Here is a 23377-nt window from a genome sequence, read left to right on the forward strand (position 1 = left end):
TTATATGATAATTTTTGGAGACTGACAATGAAAAAGTAAGATTATTACTTGTTTAATTGTCGATTAATAAGGAGGAATTCTATATAATTATACGGAATATTTAGATAATAGGAGGTGTCGAATTTTGAGTGAAATTGAATTAAAAAGGAATGTAATTAAGACAGGGCGAGAGAAGGGGATTATTCTTCGGTTTATACTCGCTAGTTTAGTTGGGGTGTTTATGTTTTTCGTACCAGTTACGATAAACGGTGCTTCGTCTATTATGATTGATCATATTGTATCGTGGATCCGGACTTCAGTTCCTTCTGTAGTACCATATTACGCACTACTTGTAATGATAATTGGTGCGATTTATCCATTTTATACGAAAAAATGGAATGCATCTATTGTAGATATTTGTTTTTCTATTTTAAAAGTAGTAGGTGTTGTTTTTGGCGTATTATATTGTTTGAAAGTAGGACCAGCTTGGTTCTTTGCGCCAGATGTTGGACCGTTTTTGTATGAGAAGTTAGTTATATCAGTAAGTTTACTCGTCCCAATTGGCTCGGCATTTTTAGCGTTATTAGTCGGGTACGGATTGCTTGAGTTTATCGGCACGTTTTGTCGTCCGATTATGAGACCGTTATGGAAAACACCTGGGCGATCAGCAATTGATGCGGTTGCTTCATTTGTAGGAAGCTATTCGTTAGCCTTATTAATTACTAACCGTGTTTATAAAGAAGGAAAGTATACGACGAAAGAAGCAGCAATCATCGCAACAGGCTTTTCAACGGTATCCGCAACATTTATGATTATCATCGCAAAAACACTAGACATTATGCATTTATGGAATGTTTATTTTTGGACTACGCTGGTTGTAACATTCATCGTGACCGCTATCACCGTAAGAATCCCACCACTTAGTAGAAAACCAGATACATATATTACGAAAGAAGGGTTCCCAGAGCCAGTTTATAAAGAGAAAATGTTAGAACGAGCTTGGGAAGATGCATTAGAAGTATCAAAATCAGCACCGGGTATTATGAAAAATATCGCAGTGAATTTGAAAGATGGATTCATTATGACGATGGGGATTTTACCATCGATTATGTCAGTAGGATTAATTGGTATCGTCTTGGCAAAGTTTACGCCAATATTTGATTGGATTAGTTATATTTTTTATCCATTTACATGGGCTTTACAGCTTCCAGAAGCGGAACTAGCTGCAAAAGCAGCATCAGTTGGTATTGCAGAAATGTTTTTACCTTCTCTTTTAGTTGTAAGTGCACCGCTTGTGACAAAGTTTGTGATTGCGGTTGTTTCGGTATCATCTATATTGTTTTTCTCCGCATCAATCCCTTGTATATTATCGACAGATATTCCGTTAAAAGTATCGGAACTTATTATTCTATATGTGCAAAGAACAATTTTAACGTTGCTTATTATTACGCCGATCGCATACATACTTCTATAATGAATGAGCTCGCTTTAAAGAAAAGCGAGTTTTTTTATGACACTTACTTTAAGATATATAAATAATACGTTATCGTTTCGTATGATATAGTTACAAGAGAGGAGGGGTAATAAATGGAAATTGTTCACGAAAGAGCAAAGTTACGGTTAATGGATAGCAATGATGTCGAAAAAATGTTTTCAATCGTGGAAGGAAATCGAGAAATTTGGGCGTATTTAATCTTTAAAATGGATACTGTTCAAGATATGCAGCAATATGTTCAAAAGGCGATAAAAGCTTATGGGGCAGGGAAGGATTTGCCATTTGTTGTTGTGGATCAAAAGACGAATGAAATAGTAGGGAGTACACGCTTATATAACATTTCAGTTGAAGATAAGACGGTGGAATTAGGGCAAACGTGGTACAACCCAAGTGTGCAACGTACGAGTATGAATACAGAATGTAAGTATATGTTATTACAATATGCTTTTGAAAAATTGCATATGAGGAGAGTACAAATTAAGACGGATGCACGAAATGAAAAAGCACAAAGAGCAATTGAAAGACTCGGTGCAGTAAAAGAGGGTGTACTTAGAAACGAAAGAAAATTGCCGAGCGGGCATGTTAGAGATGCAGTTGTGTACAGTGTTATTGCAAGTGAATGGCCAGCTGTAAAAGAACGGTTATTAGAAAAATTAGAGTCTTATAAAGAAAAACGATAATTCATATTAAGAAAGGTGTATTGATCGTCAAGATGAAAAATATACCTTTTTTCTTACAAAACGGTTACTTCTTTTATTTACTTTTGTTTCATCATTCCATTATGATAAAAAATTCGTTACAATGTAGTTGTATGGTAATAAACTTATAAATTACACAAATGTAATGAAACCGCAAACGAAAAATGAATTGATAATCCTCAATTTTAAATGAAAACCCTTTAATGAATATATATGACAAGAAAAATTCCTTCTTTTAAACAAATTCAAACAAAATGATTTGATATATACGTTTTTATATAGAAGTATGGATGATGTACGGAGGCAGTTATAAATGAAAGAAAATAAGAAAAGTAAGAAAAGAAGAATCTTGCAAGTATTCTTGCTTATGATTTGTTCTATTATTTTATATGTAAGTTATGCAGCTTACGATATTTGGAGTTATCGCTTTAAAACAGATGATGATGTGAAGACAGATGCTGGTATCGTACTGGGAGCAGCTTCATGGAACGGAAAACCATCTCCTGTATTTAAAGAAAGAATTAATCATGCAATTTCTTTATATAAGAACGGTAATATTAAAAAGATTATTTTCACAGGCGGTACAAAGTTTGAGGCAGAGCTTGAGGAAGCGCGCACTGCTAGAGTGTATGCACTGAAACATGGTGTAAAAGAAGAGGATATTCTAATTGAAACAAAGTCCCTTTTCACAGAGGATAATTTAAAGAATGCAAAGCAAGTTGGAATAGAGAACGGAATACGCACATATACGATCGTGAGTGATCCACTTCATATGAAGCGTGCGATGAAAATTGCGAAACATATTAAAATTGAAGCGTATGCATCACCAACTCCAACGTCAGCGTATAAAACGTTAGATACAGAAATTCCCTTCTTTTTTAAAGAATTATGTTCGTATATTGGATATGTAACCTCTTTGCCATTAAAGGCATTGAAAGGGGATTAATATAAGAAAAGAACCTATCCTTTTATAGGAACTTTTCTTATTGTTCAAAAGCATTGTATTTTTATCGGAATAGTGAAACAATAGAGAGGTAGCTTCATATAATCATAATGAAAAAATGAACGGTTTATGAATCGAACATAAAGGAGATTATAGTATGGCACTCTCATTTGTTGAAACAGAAGAACAATCTTTAGTTATTGAACAAATAAATAAATTGATTCCGAAGTTCATGGAAAGGGAGCATCAACTAAGTGAATTAGGATCATTTCCGTATGAAAATATTAATAATTTGAAAGATATCGGATATACGAAATTAACGTTGCCAAAAGAATTGGGAGGCAATGCGATTTCTTTATATGACTTTGTTTTATTTCAAGAGAAAATAGCAGAAGGCTGCGGTGCTACCGCATTATCAATTGGATGGCACCTTGGCATTGTAAAAGAATTAGCTGAAAATCGCTCTTGGAATGAGGAAATGTTCACTTGGTTTTGTGAAGAAGTGCGTAATGGTGCGCTTTTTAATCGAGCAGCGACAGAGCCGAATACAGGTAGTCCTACGCGCGGCGGGAAACCAGAGACGTTAGCTGTCAAAAAAGGTGAGAAGTGGATTATAAATGGAAGAAAAACGTTTACGACAATGGCACCAGTACTTGATTATTTTATCATTTCAGCAAGTATTGAAGGCCAGGAAGATATCGGAGAGTTTGTCATTCCAAAGAATACGCAAGGCGTGACAATTGAAGAAACGTGGGATAGCATCGCAATGCGAGGAACTGCGAGCCATGATCTCGTTTTACAAAATGTAGAGATACCAGATCGCTTTTTCACTGATATAAAGGGTTCAAAAGTTAAAGCTAAGGGTATTGGCTGGTTGCTACATATACCAGCATGTTATTTAGGAATTGCACAATCAGCAAGAAATTATGCAGTTCAGTTTGCGGTATCATACAAGCCAAACAGTTTAAATCATTCTATAAGTTTATTACCGAATGTTAGAAGGTTAGTTGGAGAATTAGAACTTGAGCTTATGCAAGCTCGTGTCTTTTTATATCAAATTGCGAAAAAATACGATGAGGCAGAAGATAAATTATCATTGCAAGCTGAACTAGCAGCTGCAAAATATGTTGTAACGAACGCGGCAATATCTATTGTAGATAAAGCAATGCGCATCGTAGGAGCGAAAAGCTTATCAGAAGAAAATCCGCTTCATCGTTATTATTTAAACGTCAGAGCAGGACTACACAATCCGCCGATGGATGATGCAACACTATCTATGCTGGCGGATGCGGCGTTTCGGTCGTAATGAAGAAATATAAAGTCTGTTCCGTTCTGGAACAGACTTTTCGTTGTCGGTGAATCAGTATTCTATGTTGAATCGTTGATATATTTAGAGTTATGATAGATATATTTGAAAAATTGTTGATATAATTCCATGTATTATGTCATTGTTCAAAGAATAGGGAATTCTCGTTTTACAAATTAAAAAGGCTATCCTTTTGATAAGAGGATAGTCTTTTTAATTTGTTCTATTGTGGTTGTACTTCAAGATTCATACTACTTTCAGAACCGTCTTGATTATGTGCAAATAACGAATAATCACCTGGTAAAGGATTAGCGATAAGTGAACGTAAAGTAAAGGATTGGCTTTCATTTGGCTGTAACGTGTGTTTGACTAAACGATCTTCTTTGAATTTAATTGAATACGTAAAACTGTTTGTACCAGCATTTTTAATCGTAATATTTAAGTCACCTTGGCCGCTAAAGTCAAAGCCTGTACCTGTGTCACCTTTGAATGTATGTGAATTATTAAATGAAGATGAACGAAATGTTGGGATTTCTTCTTTATTACTTGATGAAAGGGTAATAGTTTCTCTTTCTATACTTGAAGATGAGGAATCTAGTTTTGTATTTTGCTTTGTTAATAAAGTAATCGTGCAAAGTGATGCGATGAGAATAAATGAACTAGAGATAACGAACCCTTTTTTTGTAAAAAGTATATATCTCTCTCCTTTTATAAGAATATAAGAATGTATAATCGCAAGAAAAACATAACATATATTCCATTTATTATCAATTTAAAAAATCTTTCTTTTCATTCTTCTTTTTGTAGTTTTATAGTGGAATGCTATTTTTCTTATTTCACCTACTGTATAATAAGAAAAAAGTACGAAAAGAGGTTATCTCATGCTAGAGGTTATTGCAACTTGTTTAGAAGATGTGAAGCGAATTGAAAAGGCTGGTGGAAATCGAATTGAACTCATTTCATCGTATACAGAAGGTGGTTTAACACCGAGTTATGCTTTTATAAAAAAAGCAGTAGAAGCAGTGCAAATACCAGTTCATGTCATGATTCGTCCGCATGCGAAGTCTTTTACATATACGGAAGAAGAAATTGAAATGATGAAAGAAGATATTGTAGTTGCTCAAAATCTTGGGGCTGCTGGTGTTGTATTAGGTGTATTAAATGAACAAAATGAAGTTGATGAAGAGGAATTAGCAGATTTATTATCTGTTGTAGATGGAATAAATGTAACGTATCACCGTGCGATAGATGATACAGAAAATCCAGTAGAAGCGATGAAAGTTTTGAAGAAATTTAATAAAGTTACTCACGTGTTAACTTCAGGCGGACAAGGAAATGTAGTAGATAATATTCCGGTGCTTACAGAGATGCAAAAGGAAAGTGAAGGGAATATACAGCTTGTTGTCGGAAGCGGAGTAACGAAAGAGAATGTAAAACAATTGCTAGATGAAACTGGAATTACGCAGGCGCATGTAGGTACAGCGGTTAGAGAAGATAAGTCATGCTTCTCTGAGATTGACCTAAAGTTAGTACAAGAATTAGTTGAAATAATAAAGTAAGTATTTAAGAAAGAGGAGAAACGATGAAGACAAATACGAAGAAAGAATTGATCTCATGGATTAAAACGATAGGTATTACACTTGCGATTGCCTTTATCGTTCGCGGGGTGCTATTTACGCCGTCATTAGTACAAGGTGAGTCGATGATGCCAACTTTAGAAAATAATGAGCGCGTTCTCGTTAATAAGATTGGTTATAGTATAAACGGATTAGATCGTTTTGACGTTATCGTCTTCCACGGGAAAGAAGGGTACGATTTAGTAAAACGAGTAATTGGTTTACCAGGTGATACAGTTGAGTATAAAGATGATGTTTTATATGTAAACGGAAAAGCGATGGAAGAACCGTATTTAAAGGAATTTAAAGAAAAGGCGTCAGGTCGTGTATTAACCCCTGATTTTACGTTAGAACAAATCACAGGGAAAACGAAAGTGCCAGAAGGCCAAGTGTTTGTTTTAGGAGATAATCGTGAAGTATCTAAAGACGGTCGTATGTTTGGATTTATTTCAGAAGATGAAATTGTTGGAAAAGGACAAGCTGTTTTCTGGCCATTGAAACAAGTGAGAGCGTTATAAAGTAAAGCAAAAGTATGGGAGAAATATTCTTCCATACTTTTTTTGTTTGTGAAAAATATATTGATAGAATTGAAAGAATATTTTATAATTTTAAATTATATGTTTGTTTCGAAAAACGGAATTGAAGTTCCGAAATTCGGAACACAAAGGAGATAGGATGAGTATAAATAAAACGGCAGTTAAGACAATGGATATTTTAGAGTTGTTTTATGAGCATGAGGAGCTAAGTTTAACAGAGATGGTTCAGCTTACGAATATGCCGAAAACATCTGTTTATCGTTTAATTGGTTCGTTAGAAGAAATGGACTTTTTACAAAAAACAGAAAAGGGCAAGTATCGTCTCGGAGTCGTTTTTTTACGATTTGGTCAACTTGTTTCACAAAGGTTATCCGTAAGAAATATTGCGATTCCTTATATGAAAGAGCTTAGAGATAGTTTAGGGCAAGCAGTAAATTTAATTATTCAAGATGGCAATGATGCAATTTATGTTGAAAAAATGGAAGGAGCTCAGCCGGTACGTGTTTATACGGCGGTTGGAAGAAGAGCACCGCTTTATGCGGGTGCGTGTCCGAGAATTTTACTATCGTATTTTTCTGAGGAAGAGAAAAGAAAGTATGTAGAGGAAGCAGATTTAAAACAGTTTGCGGATGGAACGATCGTGAATAAGGAGCATTTGTTAGAAGTATTACATATGGCGAAAAAAGAAGGGTACACAATTAGCTACTCTGAATTAGAAAATCACACAGCGGCTATAGCAGCACCAATTTTCGCAAGTGATGGAACGGTTGTAGCTGGCATTAGTATTTCGGGATTAGCAATTGAGTATAGCGAAAGTAACATTTCATATTTTACTGCGAAAGTGAAAGAAACAGCATATCGCATTTCAAAAGAACTCGGCTTTTGGGCATAGAAAGAGGGAGTGGGATGAAATTTTCTGCGTTAGGGGATCAAGCAATTATTGTTACATTTGGTGAAGAAATTGGGATGGATATATACGAAAAAGTACAACGATTATTTCAAGCGGTGAGGCGGCATCCATTTACAGGAATGGTTGAATGCGTTCCGTCGTTTACTTCATTAGCGGTGTACTACAATTTGTACGAAGTATGGAAGGAAAATGATAGAAATATAAGGCCATATGATCACGTTTGCCAGTATATAAGGGAGCTATGTGATTCATATAAAGAAGAAGTGAACCGAGATGTGAAACATATTTCTATACCAGTCTGTTACGAGGGAGAATATGGACCTGATTTAGAAGAGGTTGCACATTATCAAGGCTTACAAGTAGAGGATGTTATTCGAATACATAGTGAAACAACATATTTCGTGTATATGTTAGGTTTTACACCTGGGTTCCCGTATTTAGGCGGGTTACGAAAAGAACTAGAAACACCTAGAAAAGAAACACCGCGGTTACAAATTGCTTCTGGTTCAGTAGGTATTGGCGGAAATCAAACGGGTATTTATCCGCTTGAAACACCAGGAGGCTGGAATATTATCGGCCGAACACCTATTTCTCTATTTAATCCAAAAGAAGAAACACCAACATATATTCAAAGTGGTATGTATTTACGATTTATACCGATAACAAAGGAAGAGTACGTATCGCTTGAGGGGGCTAAAGAATGGATGTAGAGGTTTTGCATGCAGGAATGTTTACAACAGTCCAAGATTTAGGGAGATTTCATTATCAGCAATACGGTGTACCTGTTGGCGGGGCTATGGATAAAAATGCGCTCAGGATGATTAATATGTTAGTAGGCAATGAAGAGAATGAGGCTGGACTCGAAATTACAATAATGGGACCTAAATTGTTAATAAAGAAAACGACATTGCTCGCGATTGGCGGAGCGGATATGGAACCGTTATTAAATGGAGAGCGCATTCCATTATGGCGTCCCATATTAGCTGAAGAAGGAAGCATGCTTTGTCTCGGAAAAGCGAAAAGCGGTTGCAGAGCATATGTGACTTTTGCGGGCGGTATAAATATTGATCGTACGATGGGAAGTAAAAGTACTTACATACGTGCTGCTCTTGGCGGTATTGAAGGGAGAATGCTGAAAAAAGGAGATTATTTTCAAATTGGTACAGGGGCAGAAGTTGCAAGTCGTTTCATTCAAAATTTACAAGAAGAAGAGCGTATAAAAACGAAGTGGGCAATTTGTAACGATGCTTTACCAAAATATAAGAAGCATCCTATTCTTCGCGTCATAACAGACTTTGAATATGATCAATTTACAGAAGAAAGTATAAAGTCGTTTTTTTCGAAAGAGTATAAAGTATCCAATTATGCTGATCGCATGGGGTATAGGCTTGACGGAGATGTTTTAAGTAGAGTTGAAGAGATAGAAATTTTATCGAGCCCAGTTACATTCGGAACAATTCAAGTACCGAATGGTGGACAGCCTATTATATTAATGGCGGATAGACAAACGACAGGTGGTTATCCGAGAATTGGAAATGTAATTTCAGTAGATTTACCTCTTCTAGCGCAGCTGAAACCAGGAGACTATGTAACTTTTGAAAAAATAACTATGGAAGAAGCTGCACAATTATATATAGAACAGGAAACAAATATGAGTCTATTAAAGAAATTCATCGCTTTACGAAGCTGAGATTAGGAGGAAAACATCGTGACTACAATCGATTTAAACTGTGATTTAGGAGAAAGTTTTGGAGCTTATAAAATGGGGAATGATGATGAAATTCTTCCGTTCGTTTCCTCTATAAATGTTGCTTGTGGTTTTCATGCCGGTGATCCGGCTGTTATGCGGCAAACGGTTGAAAAAGCTCTGCAGCATAACGTAGCAATAGGAGCGCATCCTGGATTTCCTGATTTAATTGGATTTGGAAGAAGGAATATACATGTTTCAGCAAGTGAAGTATACGATTATGTTTTATATCAAATTGGCGCATTAGAAGGATTTGTTAAAGCTGCTGGAGGGAAAATGCAACATGTAAAACCGCACGGTGCCTTATATAATATGGCAGCAACGGATTCGGAAATTGCGGATGCGATTGCAAAGGCAATTTATCATATTAACCCTGGATTATTACTTTACGGATTAGCGAATAGTGAGGCATTTATAAAGGCAACAGAAAAATATAATATAACTCTCGTACAAGAAGCTTTTGCTGATCGCACGTATAAGCAGGATGGAACTTTAACGAGCCGTACAGAAGAAAATGCTCTTATAAAAAATGAAGATGAAGCAATAAAACAAGTACTTCAAATGGTGAAAGAAGGGTATGTAGAATCGGTTAATGGGGAGAAAGTAGCAGTTCAAGCGCAAACGATATGTTTACACGGGGACGGAGAGAAAGCAGTCCAATTTGCGGGAAAAATATACAGAACATTCGAACTTAACGGTGTTTCTATAAGTGCACCGAAATAATAAATGAGGGGAAGTGCTGGAAATGATTAAATTAATTGGGATACTACTTGTTGCAGTTGGGTTTTTATTTAGATTAAATACACTGTTAGTAGTAATGGTTGCGGGTATTGTTACTGGTATGGTTTCAGGCTTAAGCTTTTATGATGTGATCAGCATGTTCGGTAAATTTTTCATAGAAAACAGATATATGTCTATGCCAATCATATTAACTTTACCGGTAATCGGAATTTTAGAGCGTTACGGTTTAAAAGAAAGAGCAGAAGCACTTATAACGAAATCAAAAGGAGCAACAACTGGAAGAGTATTAATGTCATATTTTACGATAAGAGAATCATCAGCAGCGCTTGGACTTAATATCGGTGGTCATGCGCAAACAGTGAGACCGCTAGTTGCGCCAATGGCAGAAGGAGCTGCACAAGGTAAATATGGTAAACTCCCTGAAAAATTGAGAGAAAAGATTAAAGCAAACGCAGCAGCTGCGGAAAATACAGCTTGGTTTTTCGGAGAGGATATTTTCATCGCAACTGGTGCCATTTTATTAATGAAAGGGTTCTTCGATTCAGTAGGTATGCATGTCGGTGTATGGGATATGGCGCTTTGGGGTATTCCAACTGCGATATCTGCCCTTATTGTGAGCTGGATTAGGTTTAAAAGGTTTGATAAGTATATAGAGAAAACAATGAAGGCAGAAGAAAAACAAGAGAAGGAGGCTATATAAGATGAACATCATAACAATGGATACAATTTATTATGTATTAGGAATAATCGTTGCATTTATCGCTGTTCGTATTGCATTTGATCGTGAACATCCAAACCGATTCGGTTCTAGCTTATTTTGGGCATTGTTTGCAGTTACATTCATATTCGGAAATGTAATACCTTCATTTTATGTTGGCTGTATTGTGCTCGCTATGGTCGTTTTAGCTTCATTAAATAAAGTAACAAAATCTGAGGAGAAAGAAGTACCAGTGCAAGAACGTGTGAAACATGCTGAGAAATTAAAGAATAAAATTTTCATGCCTGCACTATTAATACCTATTTTTACGATTATCGGTACATTAACGTTAGGAAAAATAAAATGGGGAAATGTCGCACTTGTTGATCCAGATAAAGTAACGTTAGTTGCATTAGCATTAGGCGCACTACTCGCATTCATTGCGGCAATGCGTATTACAAAATCAAAAATAACAACACCTGTTCAAGAAGGAAGTAGGTTATTACAAGCAGTTGGTTGGGCAGTTATTTTACCACAAATGTTAGCAGCGCTTGGCGGTATTTTCGCGAAGTCTGGCGTTGGCCAAGTTGTTTCTGATTTAGTCGGACAAGTGTTACCGACAGAGTATCCATTCGTTGCTGTTATGGCGTATTGTTTAGGAATGATGTTGTTTACAGTCGTAATGGGGAATGCATTCGCCGCGTTTGCAGTAATCACTGGCGGAATTGGCTTACCTCTAATTGTACAAATGCACGGAGGGAATCCAGCTATTATGGCGGCACTTGGTATGTTTGCTGGATATTGCGGAACACTGATTACTCCAATGGCGGCAAACTTTAACATCGTTCCGGCAATGCTTTTAGAATTGAAAGATAAGAATGCTGTCATTAAGGCGCAAGTACCAATTGCTCTTTCCATTTTCATTATAAATATGTTTATAATGTACGGCCTTGTCTATCGTTTCTAATTAGGAGAGTGAAACTATGAAAACAGTATTATTAACAGGATTTGATCCATTCGGCGGAGAAAGCATCAATCCAGCTTGGGAAGTCGCAAAAAGTTTGCATGAAAAAACAATCGGAGAGTACAAGATTATTAGTAAACAAGTTCCAACCGTATTTCATAAATCAATAAGAGTATTAAAAGCATATATAGAAGAATTGATGCCTGAAATTATTATATGTATTGGACAAGCTGGGGGCAGACCAGATATTACGATAGAACGAATAGCAATTAATGTTGATGATGCAAGAATTGCTGATAATGAAAGAAATCAGCCAGTGGATATGCCGGTTGTAGAAGAAGGACCTATTGCGTATTGGTCTACACTTCCGATGAAAGCAATCGTGAAAAAACTTCGCGAAGAAGGTATACCAGCTTCTGTTTCACAAACGGCAGGTACATTTGTTTGTAATCACTTATTCTATGGTCTCATGCATGAACTAGAAAAACATGATAAGAAAATAAAAGGTGGATTTGTTCATATTCCGTTCTTACCAGAACAAGCTACTAACTATCCAGGTCAACCGAGTATGTCACTTTCTACTATTAGTAAAGGGATAGAATTAGCAATCGAGGTAACGACGGAAGTGGAAGTAGATATTGTAGTGTGCGGCGGTGCGACGCATTAAGTAAAAAGCATGTTAATTAAAGAGGGCTGATGCAGCCCTCTTTGTGTGTTTGTATTTTGTAATTGAAGATGCAGTATAGAATATAAAGAGAAAGGTTGCAATGGGAGTATTCTAACAAATATGGAATTGTTCCAAATAAAAGGCAACTTTTTAAATAGTTTCTTAATGATGTAGAATTTTCGTCTATATGAATGGATAAAAAGTTAAGTTCTGATAAACTCAAAGACATATAAAGTAATGATTTTAAAATGGTGTGATAAAAAATATCACACCATTTTTATGTAAAACAAACAGAGTGAATTTTTGCCATTAGTAAAGTATAACTGGGTAAGAGATAATCATCAGAATTGTTAATTGTACTATGAATTTTCAAAACTGCTAAATTTAAATATAAGTACGGTAAGAATGCAATATTTATCTAACTTTTACAAAAAAGAGTATTATAATATATTTATATAAGAAAATCGATATAGATGCTTTGAGAATTAGTTATCTAATAAAATATAGGGAATTTGGCTTTAGTTGAAGCACTTACTGGAATTAACAAGAATGAGGGATGAAAATGGCGAAAGATTCAACAAAATTAATTCAAGAGAAACTCAAGGAAATTGGCGAGGATTTAGGGTTTTATAGTGAAAAGGAATTTCAATTTTCCGATAGTGGTTACGCACCTCAATGAGTTGGAGTTTTGGTCTTTTATTCGCAAATTTCCCGTTCATCGAGTAAATCGATGACGCAGTCTTTATGTTTAAGAAACTCCTCTTTAGATAAATAGTCAGCTCTCTTACCAAGTTGCATTAGTCTATTAGGTATGTTTTGTTTTCCTAGAAATATCATTGCTCCAGCATACATTATATTGCGTTTGTGTGGAGATTGCTATGGTTATACAAAAAAAGAGTAACCCGTTTGGCTACTCTTCACATAGAAACTTGTATTTGTTCATTTCAATAAGAGACCGTTATTGAAGTCCCTTCATGAAATTTTGGATTTTTGATGATAATGCAAACAGCAGGATGCTAACTAAAATGGAGATAGCACCAATAACACCAAAGTAAATTGCTTCTGTTGCAGGATTATACAGTTTAACAACTTGGGCATTTATTGCTTGCGCAGACGCAGTTGATAAGAACCATAAGCTCATGGTTTGCGAAGAGAAAGCAGCTGGAGCCAGCTTCGTCGTTATTGATAACCCTGAAGGAGATAAACAAACTTCTCCAATTACAATTAAAAAGAAGCTAAGGACTAACCACATAGGATTCACTAAAGAGTGAGTACCGTTGATTAAAGCCGGAATAATCATAACTAAGAATGAGAAACCTGCAAATAGCAATCCAATAGCGAATTTTTTTGCCGTTGAAGGCTGCTTCTTGCCTAACTTTATCCAAACCCATGCAAAAATCGGGGCAAGCGTTACGATAAAGATTGGACTTAATGATTGGAACCAAGCGGAATGCAATGTAATTCCATTGAACTGTAATTGAGTTCGTTGATCCGCGTATGTCGCTAAGATAATAGCACCTTGTTCTTGTATAGACCAAAATATTGTAGCTGCAATAAAGAGTGGTATATACGCAAGAAGACGAGATTGCTCTACTTTTGTTGTTTTAGGACTACGATACATATAAATGAAATAATAGGCTGGAATAACAATCCCTAAGATACTAATCAAGAATGTAAAACGATTTATAGTTAACAACCCAGTTGGAATTGTAACCACACCTAGCAATGTTAATACAACCAGACCAACACTGAAATACTTAATAGTCTTTTTTCTTTCCGAATCTGATAATGGATTAGGTACTTGCGTACCGACTAGACCAAGGTTTTTCTGTTTTGTTCCAACAAATACCCCTAACCCAATTGCCATACCAATTGCTGCAACTCCAAAACCAAGGTGGAAATTATATTGCTGACCTAATGTTCCGACAACTAAAGGTGCAAGTAAGGCACCTAAGTTAATACCCATGTAGAATATACTGAACCCTGAGTCACGACGCGCATCTGTTTCACTGTATAAACTTCCTACGATGTTCGATATGTTAGGCTTTAACAACCCTGTTCCTAGAACTAAGAAGACCATAGAGATAAATAACGCACTTTTACTACCCGGTAAAGCTAAAATAAGATGGCCAATCATAATTAAAACCCCACCAAAGAATACGGTTTTACTTGGACCAAATAAACGATCCGATATCCATCCACCGATAATACTAGACATGAACAGTAAGGAACCGTAAATTGCCATTATCGAGGTTGCGGTAGATTGCTCAATTCCTAATCCACCTTTTGCGACCGAATAGTACATATAATACAGTAAAATAGCTCTCATTCCATAATGAGAAAACCTTTCCCAAAACTCAGTGAAGAATAAAGAGAATAATCCTTTTGGATGCCCAAAAAATCCTGTTTGAGGAATACTTTGAACAAGTTCGTTTTTTTCTTTCATAATGTTAATATTACCCCTTATTAATTTTTGATATTATACAAGTATAACTTAAGAGGCTCCCAGTAGTCCATAACTATCTAAGCCCATCGATGAAGAAAAGCAGCCTTCTGGCTGCTTTCTAAATGAAGTGAAAAATCGTCATTTGCTCATTAGACACATCTACCTCTAAACAATCCAAAATTGATTGTGAGAGTGCTTTAGCTACTAAGAATGCTACGCCATTACCAACAAGTGTATCTTTGTGTTTCCTAGCAAGGCCGACTACATTCTCCATAACATAATCAGTTGTGAATTTATTTTAATGGAACAGTAGTTACCTTGGAAATTGTAATTACGCCCAAAAAAGTTTGGGTTTAGATAATGCAACGTAGTAAGTAAACCGAATTGTACAACACCTCCTGTAAACAACTGGTATAATAAGTATAGGAAAATATATAGAGGTGATTTTTGTGCAGCAATTTGAAGAAGTACGTTCAATTTTAGAAAAAGCGAAGAAAATTACAGTGTTAACAGGTGCTGGTGCAAGCACAGAAAGTGGAATCCCTGATTTTCGTTCAGCAAATGGATTATATGCTGATGCGAATGTAGAGATGTATTTGTCGAGAGGCTATTATAATAGAAATCCGAAAGAGTTTTGGAAGCATTATAAAGAAATCTTTCAAATTAATACGTTTCATCAATATAAACCAAATCGAGGGCATCGCTTTTTAGCGGAGCTAGAAGAACAAGGGAAAGACATAACGATTTTAACGCAAAATATTGATGGTTTGCATCAAGTAGGTGGTAGTAAACATGTAATTGATTTACATGGAACACTTCAAACTGCACATTGTCCGAAGTGTAAAACGGGATATGATTTACAATATATGATTGATCATGAAGTACCGCGTTGCGGGAAGTGTAATTTCATTCTAAACCCAGATGTTGTTTTATACGGAGATACGTTACCACAATATCAAAATGCGATAAAACGTTTATATGAAACAGATGTACTTCTCGTAATGGGAACGTCATTAAAAGTACAGCCTGTCGCTTCATTCCCAGAAATCGCAAAGAGAGAAGTAGGCGCAACAACAATTTTAGTAAATGAAGAGTTAACAGGGCAAGAATACAATTTTGATTTTGTTTTTCAAAATAAGATTGGTGAATTTGCCAAAGGGTTATCTTCGATTAAATAAGTTTTTGTTTTCGTAAAGAAACTGAGGTGAATGATGTCCACCTCAGTTTTTTTGTATGAATTATATTCATGTTATTGCGTATAAGGGGAATGGTAATAAATAGGATGAGAAAATAAAAAACTGAAAATTAAATCTTTTATTTCTTTTGTAATTAATATAAAATTCTATATATAGCATATAAATAAATTTAATACATAATGATTCATGCGTAGAAATGTTAATAGAATGAAGCGAGGGAGCAAAATGAGACAGAAAAAGGAGAAACAGAAACAGTCGAAAAAGAAAAAGACTCATATTCCGTTTCGGTTAAATGTACTATTTTTTATCGTTTTTCTTTTATTTTCAGCTATTATTATTCAATTAGGTAAAGTACAAATCATTGACGGAGAAACGTATCGAAATGAAGTGAATAAAAAGGAAGATGTAACGGTGAGTACGCCAGTTCCGAGAGGGAAGATGTTTGACCGGGAAGGGAAAGTTATTGTAAATAATAAACCGTTACGAACTGTTACATATACGAAGATGAAAGGAGTGGACTCAAAAGAGGTTTTAATAGTGGCAAGAAATTTAGCACAGCTAATTGAAATGCCGCAAGAAGATATGGACAAGTTAACAGAGACAGATAAAAAAGACTTTTGGATGCAGTTAAATGAAAAACGCGCAGCAACAAAAGTAACGAAAGAAGATGAGAGTAAATTTAGGAAGCAGGAAATAGAAGGGAAAGACTTAGATAAGAAAGTAGAAGAGTTGAGACGAGAAAGAATTACACAAGAAGAATTAAACGAGCTTTCGAAAGAGGATATAGAAGTACTAGCAATTAAAAGCAAAATGAATGCGGGATATAAAATGACGCCACAAATCGTCAAAAAAGATGTAAGTCAAAATGAATATGCAGTAGTGAGTGAAAGATTATCGATCTTGCCAGGCGTAGATACGACTGTGGATTGGGAACGAGAATATCCTAATGATAAAATACTACGTTCTGTACTTGGTAGTGTTTCTACTGAGAATGAGGGATTACCAAGGGAGCAATTAGACTATTATTTAGTGCGAGATTATAACCGAAATGATCGTATTGGTAAGAGTTACATCGAAAAACAATACGAAGATGTGTTACATGGAACGAAAGAACAGTCTAAAAATATTACGGATAAAGCTGGAAATATTATTCGGACTGAAAAAGTGACAAAAGGAAAAAGTGGAAATAATTTAATGTTAACAGTTGATATGGATTTACAGAAAAAGGTGGAGGAAAGTCTTGAAAGGAATTTAAGGGCATTTCATTCTTCTGAACCGATGATGGATCGTGCATTCGTCGTTATGATGAATCCGAAAAATGGTCAAATTCTATCATTAGCAGGAAAGAAAATTGTAAATAAAGATGGCGGGATGCAAATAGAAGACTACGCTTTAGGAACGATGATAAGTTCTTACGAGTTAGGATCAACGGTGAAAGGAGCTACGTTATTAGCTGGATATCAAGCAGGGGTGATTAAGCCATATACGCATTTCTTTGATGCACCAATGTACTTTAAAGGAAGTTCGAAGCCGAAGAAATCTTGGAAAGAATTTGGAGATATTGATGATTTAAGAGCTTTGCAAGTGTCATCGAACGTATATATGTTTAATACAGCTTTAAAAATGGCAGGTATTGATTATGTACCAAACAATCCGTTAGATATTAAACAAGAAACATTCAATAAAATGCGCTATTACTTTAGACAATTTGGTTTAGGTGTACCAACCGGTATTGACCTTCCAAATGAATCGATTGGTCAAATGGGTAGAACAGATGATATACCTGGTTTTTTACTTGACTATGCCATTGGACAATATGATACATATACGCCGCTTCAGCTTGCGCAATATATGTCAACGATTGCAAATGGTGGTTACCGAATGAAACCACAAATTGTACAAGAAATTAGAGAGCAACCGAATAGACCAGAGGAAGTCGGGAAAGTTATGCAATCGATGGAACCAGTTGTGTTAAATCGAGTGGATATGGATCTGTCATATATAAATCATGTGAAAGAAGGATTTAGAAGGGTTTTCCAAGAGGCTGATGGGACAGGTACTGGAACTTTTAAAGGCTTACCTTATAAACCGGCTGGGAAAACAGGAACAGCAGAAACAGTGTACGGTGGAGAAAGTGATATTGGAAGAGATGAAAACAACTATCGAAAAAAATGTTATAATTTAACTCTCGCCGGGTATGCGCCATATGATGCTGATCCGGAAGTTGCTTTTTCTGTTGTTGTGCCATGGGTAAATAATGATAAATCAGGTATTAATTCTGCAATTGGTAAAGAGGTTTTGGATGCATATTTTGACTTAAAAACGCAGAGATCGGTTGCAAGTCCAGTCCCAGTAGCACAATAGCCGAGTAAGGAACAGTAAAAAACTTCAAATTGTAGTATATCACTGCGCAAATGAAAGCATATTGTGCAGTGATATATTTTTGAGTTGAAAAGTGTTTTGATAAGGTGGGAATGGATATGAAAGAGAAGATTAAGAGAGGTTGGGGAAAGTACATACTATTTATATTTGTCCTAGTAGTAACGTACCAGTCTTTCACTCTATGTAAAGTGGAAGGAAAATCAATGCAGCCAACTTTACATGAAGAAGACTACGTATTTGTAAATAAAGCCGCTGTACATTTTTCTAGCTTACAGCACGGAGAAATCGTCATTATTAAGGAAGAGGATGAGTCGAAATATTATGTGAAACGCGTAATAGGACTTCCTGGTGACGTAATTAACATAACGAATGGAGCTGTATACGTAAATGACAGAAAGCAAGATGAACCTTATATAAATAAAGATTTATACAACAATACACAAGTGTTTTACAACTTTCAAAAGACAAAGATTCCGCCAAATAAGTTATTTGTAATGGGAGACAATCGTGAACATAGTAAGGATAGTCGAAATGGTTTAGGTTATATTGAAGAAGATAACGTTATTGGCAAGGTGGAATTTATATATTATCCTTTTTCGAAAATGAAAATACTAGACTAGTTTATGTAAAACATCTCGTTTCACAATAGGAAAAGATGCGTTAAAATACTAAGAAAAAGCCAAATCCTTTATTGGGATTTGGCTTTTTTGTAGTGAATGCTAATTCAAATTTTACTCTTCATAATTTGCTTTAATAATAAAGCGGTGTTGCTTCACATCGAAATATCCTTTTTGCAAGATGATTTCATGTATGCGATACAATTCCTCATTATAGCTTTCTACTGTAAATTCAGGAATTTGCCACGGAATTGCTTTTAGGTAATAGACAACAGAACCGACATCATAAAAACGCTGAAGAGGGAACTCTTCCTTCGCTTCTAAAATTGTAAATCCGCTTTTCCTCAATTCACTACATGCCGTTTTGAGTGACCAACTTGAAAATTCGCTATTCAGCGGTGTGCCAAACTGCTCATTAAGTTCCGCACAATCAAGACCACCGACTTGTTGTGTAAGAAATGTTCCATTGGTGGAAAGAATTCTTTTCACCTCAGAAGCAGAATATGATTCATGTTGATTCACAATTAAATCAAACTGATCATCTTGAAATGGTAAAGTAGTATCATCAGTCACTTTTACAACTGTAACTCCTAGAGGTTCTAATTTCTTTCGTGCAATTGGTACATTTGGAGCATAGCCCTCAGTAGCGTATATAGTTGGCGGGAACGGTTGTAACATAGATAAAAACTCTCCGCCACCAGTCCCCATATCTAGCACTGATTTTGCACGCTGCATAAGCTGGAAAGCAGTGCTACCGTATGACCATGATAGGGGCTCGCTATTCATACGGCCAGTTTCTGAAATGAAAGAGAAATCCCAGCCGCTAAAGTTTGTCTTTGCACTTTCTAATAGTGCTGAAAATAATGGATCACGTTTCATATTGTTGTCCTCCTACTTCGTTAATGAATGATATAGTAAGAAAAGAAAAAGGGAGGACCTCTTATTAAAATGAAGCGGTTTTACGTTTCGTGTTCGAATAAATTCATATAAATTCGCTCCTTGTGAGAATGGTTATTTATATATTCGGGAGTATCGAGTGAAAATCCTTTGAAATTATAGGGGAAGGCAGTTGTTTAATGAAAAATTGGATGGAGTTTACAGACAAAGAGTACGACCAAATTTGGGACATGATAGATAGTAAGCTTAAGTTTTTGCCAAGTGTCTCTATATTCCCATCATTTAAGGTGCCAAGTCCTTTTGTAACATATGATATTTCTCATTACTTCGGAGAGTCGGTAGATTTAAATGTATATGACGATCTGGAAGAAAAAGCATTACTAGTTTTTAAAGAGAATACAGTATCGGATGAATATATAATGGCACTTGATTGGCAACATGAATGTTACTGGGTAAATCCACATTTAAAGTTCGATAGAAATGAATTTGATGAGTGGACAATCCCGATTTTTCCAAATGGAGATTACTATTTCTTTATTCAGAAGGACTTTAAGTGGGGGTATTTAGGTCATCCTTGGGAGAAGAGTATAACGATATTTGGAAAAGAATTAATAGATGCTTTTGCACAACATAAACCGGAAATGTTTTATAAGATTTTAAGACAAGGTTAATGTTTAAAAGAGAAAAAACGTTTATACTTCCAAATGAAGTATAAACGTTTTTATTATTAGCTGTTTTCATATAGATTGTTGCTTTCTTTACAAATACTTAAAAACAAAAATCTTTTGGTAAAGTGCCATTTTTTATCATCGTTCTTAATCCATGTTTCATAATCCAAGGATTAACAGGATGGTTTTTATCGAGTAATTGTTGCAACCATTGAAAAACGAGTTCGTTATTTTCTTTCGTAATATCATTAATGTGATTGGCTACAGATTTTTGAACATACTTAGAAGGATCATTCATTAATGGCTCAAGAAGCTTTAAATTATTTCTGTAGTCACCTTTCAGAGCTCCGATTTTTTTTGCCCAAGGAAGTCTTGGTCTAGTACCTTCTGAAACTAATCTCCTGATGTGGCTGTTTTCGTCACGTAACCACTGTTGCAATATGTCCAAGGTTTCTTCATGGTATTTTTCAAGATAAGGACGAATGGCATATTCAGCAGTATTTCTTTTTGTTATTTCATACATTGCGTTGAATGAGGAGTCAAAATCGTTAAGGCCATATTTTTCAACGTATTTTGCGATAGGCATATACATATAACCCTTTGTAAATGTGCCGACTTCTGTTGTATTTTCTGGTCCTAATGTTTTCAGTAATATATGTATTGCTTCATTAAAATCTTTTTGTAATGCATTGTGTAATTCATCTGCTATTACTTCTACACGTTGCTTTAACTCTAAATTTTCAACTTTATATGTTACGGAATCTATAAATTTTTTTTTAGAGAAATTAGAATCATGTTTAGAAATAGAATCAGCCATTTTTTCTGCTAATTCTTCGTTGAATAAAAATTTTAACGGAACATATTTGCCCATTTTTTCACCTCAGTGGTCAGTTGAAACAATTGTTATTTTTTTATCGACAATCCATACACCAACGTCTCACTAGGAGTCGTAATGCTAAAACCAGTCGTCTTATAATCAAGTTTTAACGTATCACCAGTGTAGTCTTTCGTGAATGAGTCCATTTGTACAATAAGCTGTTCATCTTCATAAACAACATCATCTGCATTATATGTATCCCAAATTAAATCAACATCAACGAAAATGCTGCAAGAGTTTGTCATAGTTCCTCTAATGCGAATAATCTTTTTGTCTTCACGTTCTAGTCTATGTATAGCTACTATTGCTTCATCAGTAATACGAATGTTCATGTAATCCCAACCTTTATTTATATTTCCTCTATTATTGCAAAAACAGTGGCAATAGGGAAGGGAGATGAATTGTAATAAAAAACGAGCAAACAAATTTGTTTGCTCGTTTTGCTATACTTCCTTCTATTTCAGTTCACATTTATCAAGTGGAATTACTTTCGTTTTCTTAGTGAATTTATATCCTAACCATAGTACTAAAAAGAGTGGTAAACCGATGTAAGAAACGAGTACACCGTTCCAGTCGATAGATGCTCCCGTAAATGCTCCGTAGTTTTGACCTAAAATAACGATAACACAAAGTGTAAATGCAAAGATTGGACCGAACGGGAACCATTTCGCTTGATATGGTAAATCTTTCAAATCTTTCCCTTGTGCAATATAAGCTTTACGGAAACGGTAATGACTAATAGCAATCCCTACCCAAGCAATAAATCCTGACATCCCAGAAGCATTTAATAACCAAATGTATACAACACCGTCACCGAATAAAGAAGCGATGAAAGCGACGCTACCAACTACTGATGTTGCGATTAATGCGTTAACAGGTACACCGCGGCTATCTAATTTGCCTAAGAACTTTGGTGCTTTTCCCTGGCGAGCTAAATCCCAAAGCATACGAGTTGATGCATACATTCCAGAGTTACCAGCAGATAGAACTGCAGTTAAAATAACAGCGTTCATAACAGAAGCAGCGAAGGCAACGCCCGCTTTTTCAAATACAAGTGTAAATGGACTTACTGTAACATCACTCGCTGCAAGGCTTTCAGTCGTATAAGGAATTAATAAACCGATAACGAGAATTGCTAAAATGTAGAATAATAAAATACGCCAAAAGATAGAACGAATTGCTTTTGGAATATTGCGTTCTGGATCAGCAGTTTCACCAGCAGCTACTCCTAATAATTCAGTTCCTTGGAATGAGAAACCAGCAGCCATAAATACACCGATAATTGCCATGATTCCACCGTTAAATGGTGCATCTGCAACAGTGAAGTTTTTAAAGCCGACAGATTCGCCACCCATAATTCCAAAAATCATCATAAAACCGACAATTAAAAAGATAATAATAGTAACTACTTTAATAAGTGCGAACCAATATTCAGATTCACCAAAACCTTTAACAGATAAATAGTTTAAGAGAAAAATAATAGCTAAGCAAAGTCCACTCCAAATAAGAGAAGGGGTATCTGGGAACCAAAATTTCATAATTAATGTTACGGCTGCAAGTTCAGCTGCAATCGTAATCGCCCAGTTATACCAATAGTTCCATCCAAGTGCAAAGCCAAGTGATGGATCAACAAATTTTGTTGCATAAGTGCTAAAAGATCCAGTAACAGGCATGTAAGCTGCGAGTTCAGCTAAGCTTGTCATTAAGAAATAAACCATAATTCCAATTGCGGCGTATGCGACTAGTGCACCGCCAGGACCAGCTGAATGGATCACACCACCGCTGGCAAGAAATAGTCCGGTACCGATTGTACCACCGAGAGAAATCATCGTAAGGTGACGAGATTTTAATCCGCGTTTTAATTCACCTTGTCCTTGTGTAGTTTGCGTTTTAGAGGTAGATTGATTTGTTGCGCTATTCATGTTCAACACTCCTTTTCTTGTAGGTTAGGAAGGAGCGGGGGAGAAAAATACAAAAAACCGCCAAAGGAATTAG

At 35.7% G+C, this 23377-nt stretch carries 24 protein-coding genes; 18 read left to right on the forward strand and 6 right to left on the reverse strand.

All coding sequences use genetic code 11. From position 1 onward, the window contains the following. Positions 1-124: 124 nt before the first annotated feature. The 14 genes from QCI75_RS11745 (at position 125) to pcp (ending at position 12299) form a co-directional block, all read left to right on the forward strand. Complete coding sequence (locus tag QCI75_RS11745; RefSeq protein ID WP_353760524.1) at positions 125-1453, forward strand: YjiH family protein; 1329 nt, start codon at positions 125-127, stop codon at positions 1451-1453. 113 nt (positions 1454-1566) lie between these two features. Beyond that, positions 1567-2154, forward strand: coding sequence for a GNAT family N-acetyltransferase (locus QCI75_RS11750; RefSeq protein ID WP_144505462.1), 588 nt, complete (start codon positions 1567-1569; stop codon positions 2152-2154). Between the two features lie 331 nt (positions 2155-2485). Beyond that, a complete protein-coding gene (locus QCI75_RS11755; RefSeq protein WP_002146866.1) occupies positions 2486-3118 on the forward strand; it encodes a YdcF family protein in 633 nt (210 codons plus the stop codon). A 154-nt stretch (positions 3119-3272) separates the two neighbouring features. After that, a complete protein-coding gene (locus tag QCI75_RS11760) occupies positions 3273-4421 on the forward strand; it encodes an acyl-CoA dehydrogenase family protein (RefSeq protein WP_353760525.1) in 1149 nt (382 codons plus the stop codon). A gap of 365 nt (positions 4422-4786) precedes the next feature. Further along, complete coding sequence (locus QCI75_RS11765) at positions 4787-5143, forward strand: hypothetical protein (protein WP_353760526.1); 357 nt, start codon at positions 4787-4789, stop codon at positions 5141-5143. A gap of 159 nt (positions 5144-5302) precedes the next feature. After that, entirely contained in the window at positions 5303-5980 is a 678-nt protein-coding gene (locus tag QCI75_RS11770; protein WP_144505466.1) for a copper homeostasis protein CutC, read from the forward strand. A 23-nt stretch (positions 5981-6003) separates the two neighbouring features. Further along, entirely contained in the window at positions 6004-6555 is a 552-nt protein-coding gene (gene lepB / locus QCI75_RS11775) for a signal peptidase I (protein WP_002120448.1), read from the forward strand. Positions 6556-6712: 157 nt separating this feature from the next. After that, positions 6713-7465 carry an IclR family transcriptional regulator gene (locus tag QCI75_RS11780; RefSeq protein ID WP_353760527.1) on the forward strand — a complete coding sequence of 251 codons (753 nt, stop codon included), beginning with the start codon at positions 6713-6715 and terminating at the stop codon, positions 7463-7465. A 14-nt stretch (positions 7466-7479) separates the two neighbouring features. After that, positions 7480-8193, forward strand: coding sequence for a 5-oxoprolinase subunit PxpB (gene pxpB / locus QCI75_RS11785; RefSeq protein ID WP_353760528.1), 714 nt, complete (start codon positions 7480-7482; stop codon positions 8191-8193). Then, complete coding sequence (locus tag QCI75_RS11790; RefSeq protein ID WP_353760529.1) at positions 8184-9173, forward strand: 5-oxoprolinase subunit C family protein; 990 nt, start codon at positions 8184-8186, stop codon at positions 9171-9173. Before pxpB ends, QCI75_RS11790 begins: the two co-directional genes overlap by 10 nt. A gap of 18 nt (positions 9174-9191) precedes the next feature. After that, entirely contained in the window at positions 9192-9953 is a 762-nt protein-coding gene (gene pxpA / locus QCI75_RS11795; RefSeq protein WP_353760530.1) for a 5-oxoprolinase subunit PxpA, read from the forward strand. Positions 9954-9975: 22 nt separating this feature from the next. Then, positions 9976-10671 (forward strand): DUF969 domain-containing protein, encoded by a 696-nt coding sequence (locus QCI75_RS11800; protein ID WP_144505471.1) that lies wholly within the window; start codon positions 9976-9978, stop codon positions 10669-10671. A gap of 1 nt (position 10672) precedes the next feature. Next, positions 10673-11635 carry a DUF979 domain-containing protein gene (locus QCI75_RS11805; RefSeq protein ID WP_144505472.1) on the forward strand — a complete coding sequence of 321 codons (963 nt, stop codon included), beginning with the start codon at positions 10673-10675 and terminating at the stop codon, positions 11633-11635. A 16-nt stretch (positions 11636-11651) separates the two neighbouring features. Then, entirely contained in the window at positions 11652-12299 is a 648-nt protein-coding gene (gene pcp / locus QCI75_RS11810; protein ID WP_144505473.1) for a pyroglutamyl-peptidase I, read from the forward strand. Positions 12300-13257: 958 nt separating this feature from the next. Here pcp and QCI75_RS11815 read toward each other — a convergent pair. Next, entirely contained in the window at positions 13258-14745 is a 1488-nt protein-coding gene (locus QCI75_RS11815) for a peptide MFS transporter (protein ID WP_144505474.1), read from the reverse strand. Between the two features lie 118 nt (positions 14746-14863). After that, complete coding sequence (locus QCI75_RS11820) at positions 14864-15019, reverse strand: hypothetical protein (protein ID WP_186320854.1); 156 nt, start codon at positions 15017-15019, stop codon at positions 14864-14866. A 175-nt stretch (positions 15020-15194) separates the two neighbouring features. Between QCI75_RS11820 and QCI75_RS11825 the strand changes: the two genes are divergently transcribed. The 3 genes from QCI75_RS11825 to lepB (QCI75_RS11835) all read left to right on the forward strand — a co-directional run bounded on the left by QCI75_RS11825 (position 15195) and on the right by lepB (QCI75_RS11835) (position 18943). Then, on the forward strand, positions 15195-15923 hold the full coding sequence (locus QCI75_RS11825; protein ID WP_140152316.1) for an NAD-dependent protein deacylase: 729 nt from the start codon (positions 15195-15197) through the stop codon (positions 15921-15923). A gap of 225 nt (positions 15924-16148) precedes the next feature. Continuing rightward, a complete protein-coding gene (locus tag QCI75_RS11830) occupies positions 16149-18305 on the forward strand; it encodes a peptidoglycan D,D-transpeptidase FtsI family protein (RefSeq protein ID WP_353760531.1) in 2157 nt (718 codons plus the stop codon). 116 nt (positions 18306-18421) lie between these two features. Continuing rightward, on the forward strand, positions 18422-18943 hold the full coding sequence (lepB, locus tag QCI75_RS11835; protein WP_144505476.1) for a signal peptidase I: 522 nt from the start codon (positions 18422-18424) through the stop codon (positions 18941-18943). Positions 18944-19054: 111 nt separating this feature from the next. Here the strand turns inward: lepB (QCI75_RS11835) and QCI75_RS11840 are convergent, their stop codons facing one another. Then, a complete protein-coding gene (locus tag QCI75_RS11840; RefSeq protein ID WP_144505477.1) occupies positions 19055-19819 on the reverse strand; it encodes a class I SAM-dependent methyltransferase in 765 nt (254 codons plus the stop codon). 197 nt (positions 19820-20016) lie between these two features. On the opposite strand from QCI75_RS11840, the gene QCI75_RS11845 reads away from it, so the two are divergent. Then, positions 20017-20508 carry a DUF2716 domain-containing protein gene (locus tag QCI75_RS11845; RefSeq protein ID WP_144505478.1) on the forward strand — a complete coding sequence of 164 codons (492 nt, stop codon included), beginning with the start codon at positions 20017-20019 and terminating at the stop codon, positions 20506-20508. Between the two features lie 97 nt (positions 20509-20605). Here QCI75_RS11845 and QCI75_RS11850 read toward each other — a convergent pair whose 3' ends face one another. The 3 genes from QCI75_RS11850 to QCI75_RS11860 form a co-directional block, all read right to left on the reverse strand. Then, positions 20606-21376, reverse strand: coding sequence for a DNA alkylation repair protein (locus QCI75_RS11850; protein ID WP_353760532.1), 771 nt, complete (start codon positions 21374-21376; stop codon positions 20606-20608). 32 nt (positions 21377-21408) lie between these two features. Beyond that, positions 21409-21714, reverse strand: coding sequence for an iron-sulfur cluster biosynthesis family protein (locus tag QCI75_RS11855; protein WP_144505479.1), 306 nt, complete (start codon positions 21712-21714; stop codon positions 21409-21411). A 123-nt stretch (positions 21715-21837) separates the two neighbouring features. Further along, positions 21838-23304, reverse strand: a complete 1467-nt coding sequence (locus QCI75_RS11860; RefSeq protein WP_002013597.1) for an amino acid permease — start codon at positions 23302-23304, stop codon at positions 21838-21840. Between the last annotated feature and the right edge of the window lie 73 nt (positions 23305-23377).

It is taken from the genome of Bacillus cereus group sp. RP43 (assembly GCF_040459645.1).
Lineage (GTDB): Bacteria > Bacillota > Bacilli > Bacillales > Bacillaceae_G > Bacillus_A > Bacillus_A mycoides_C.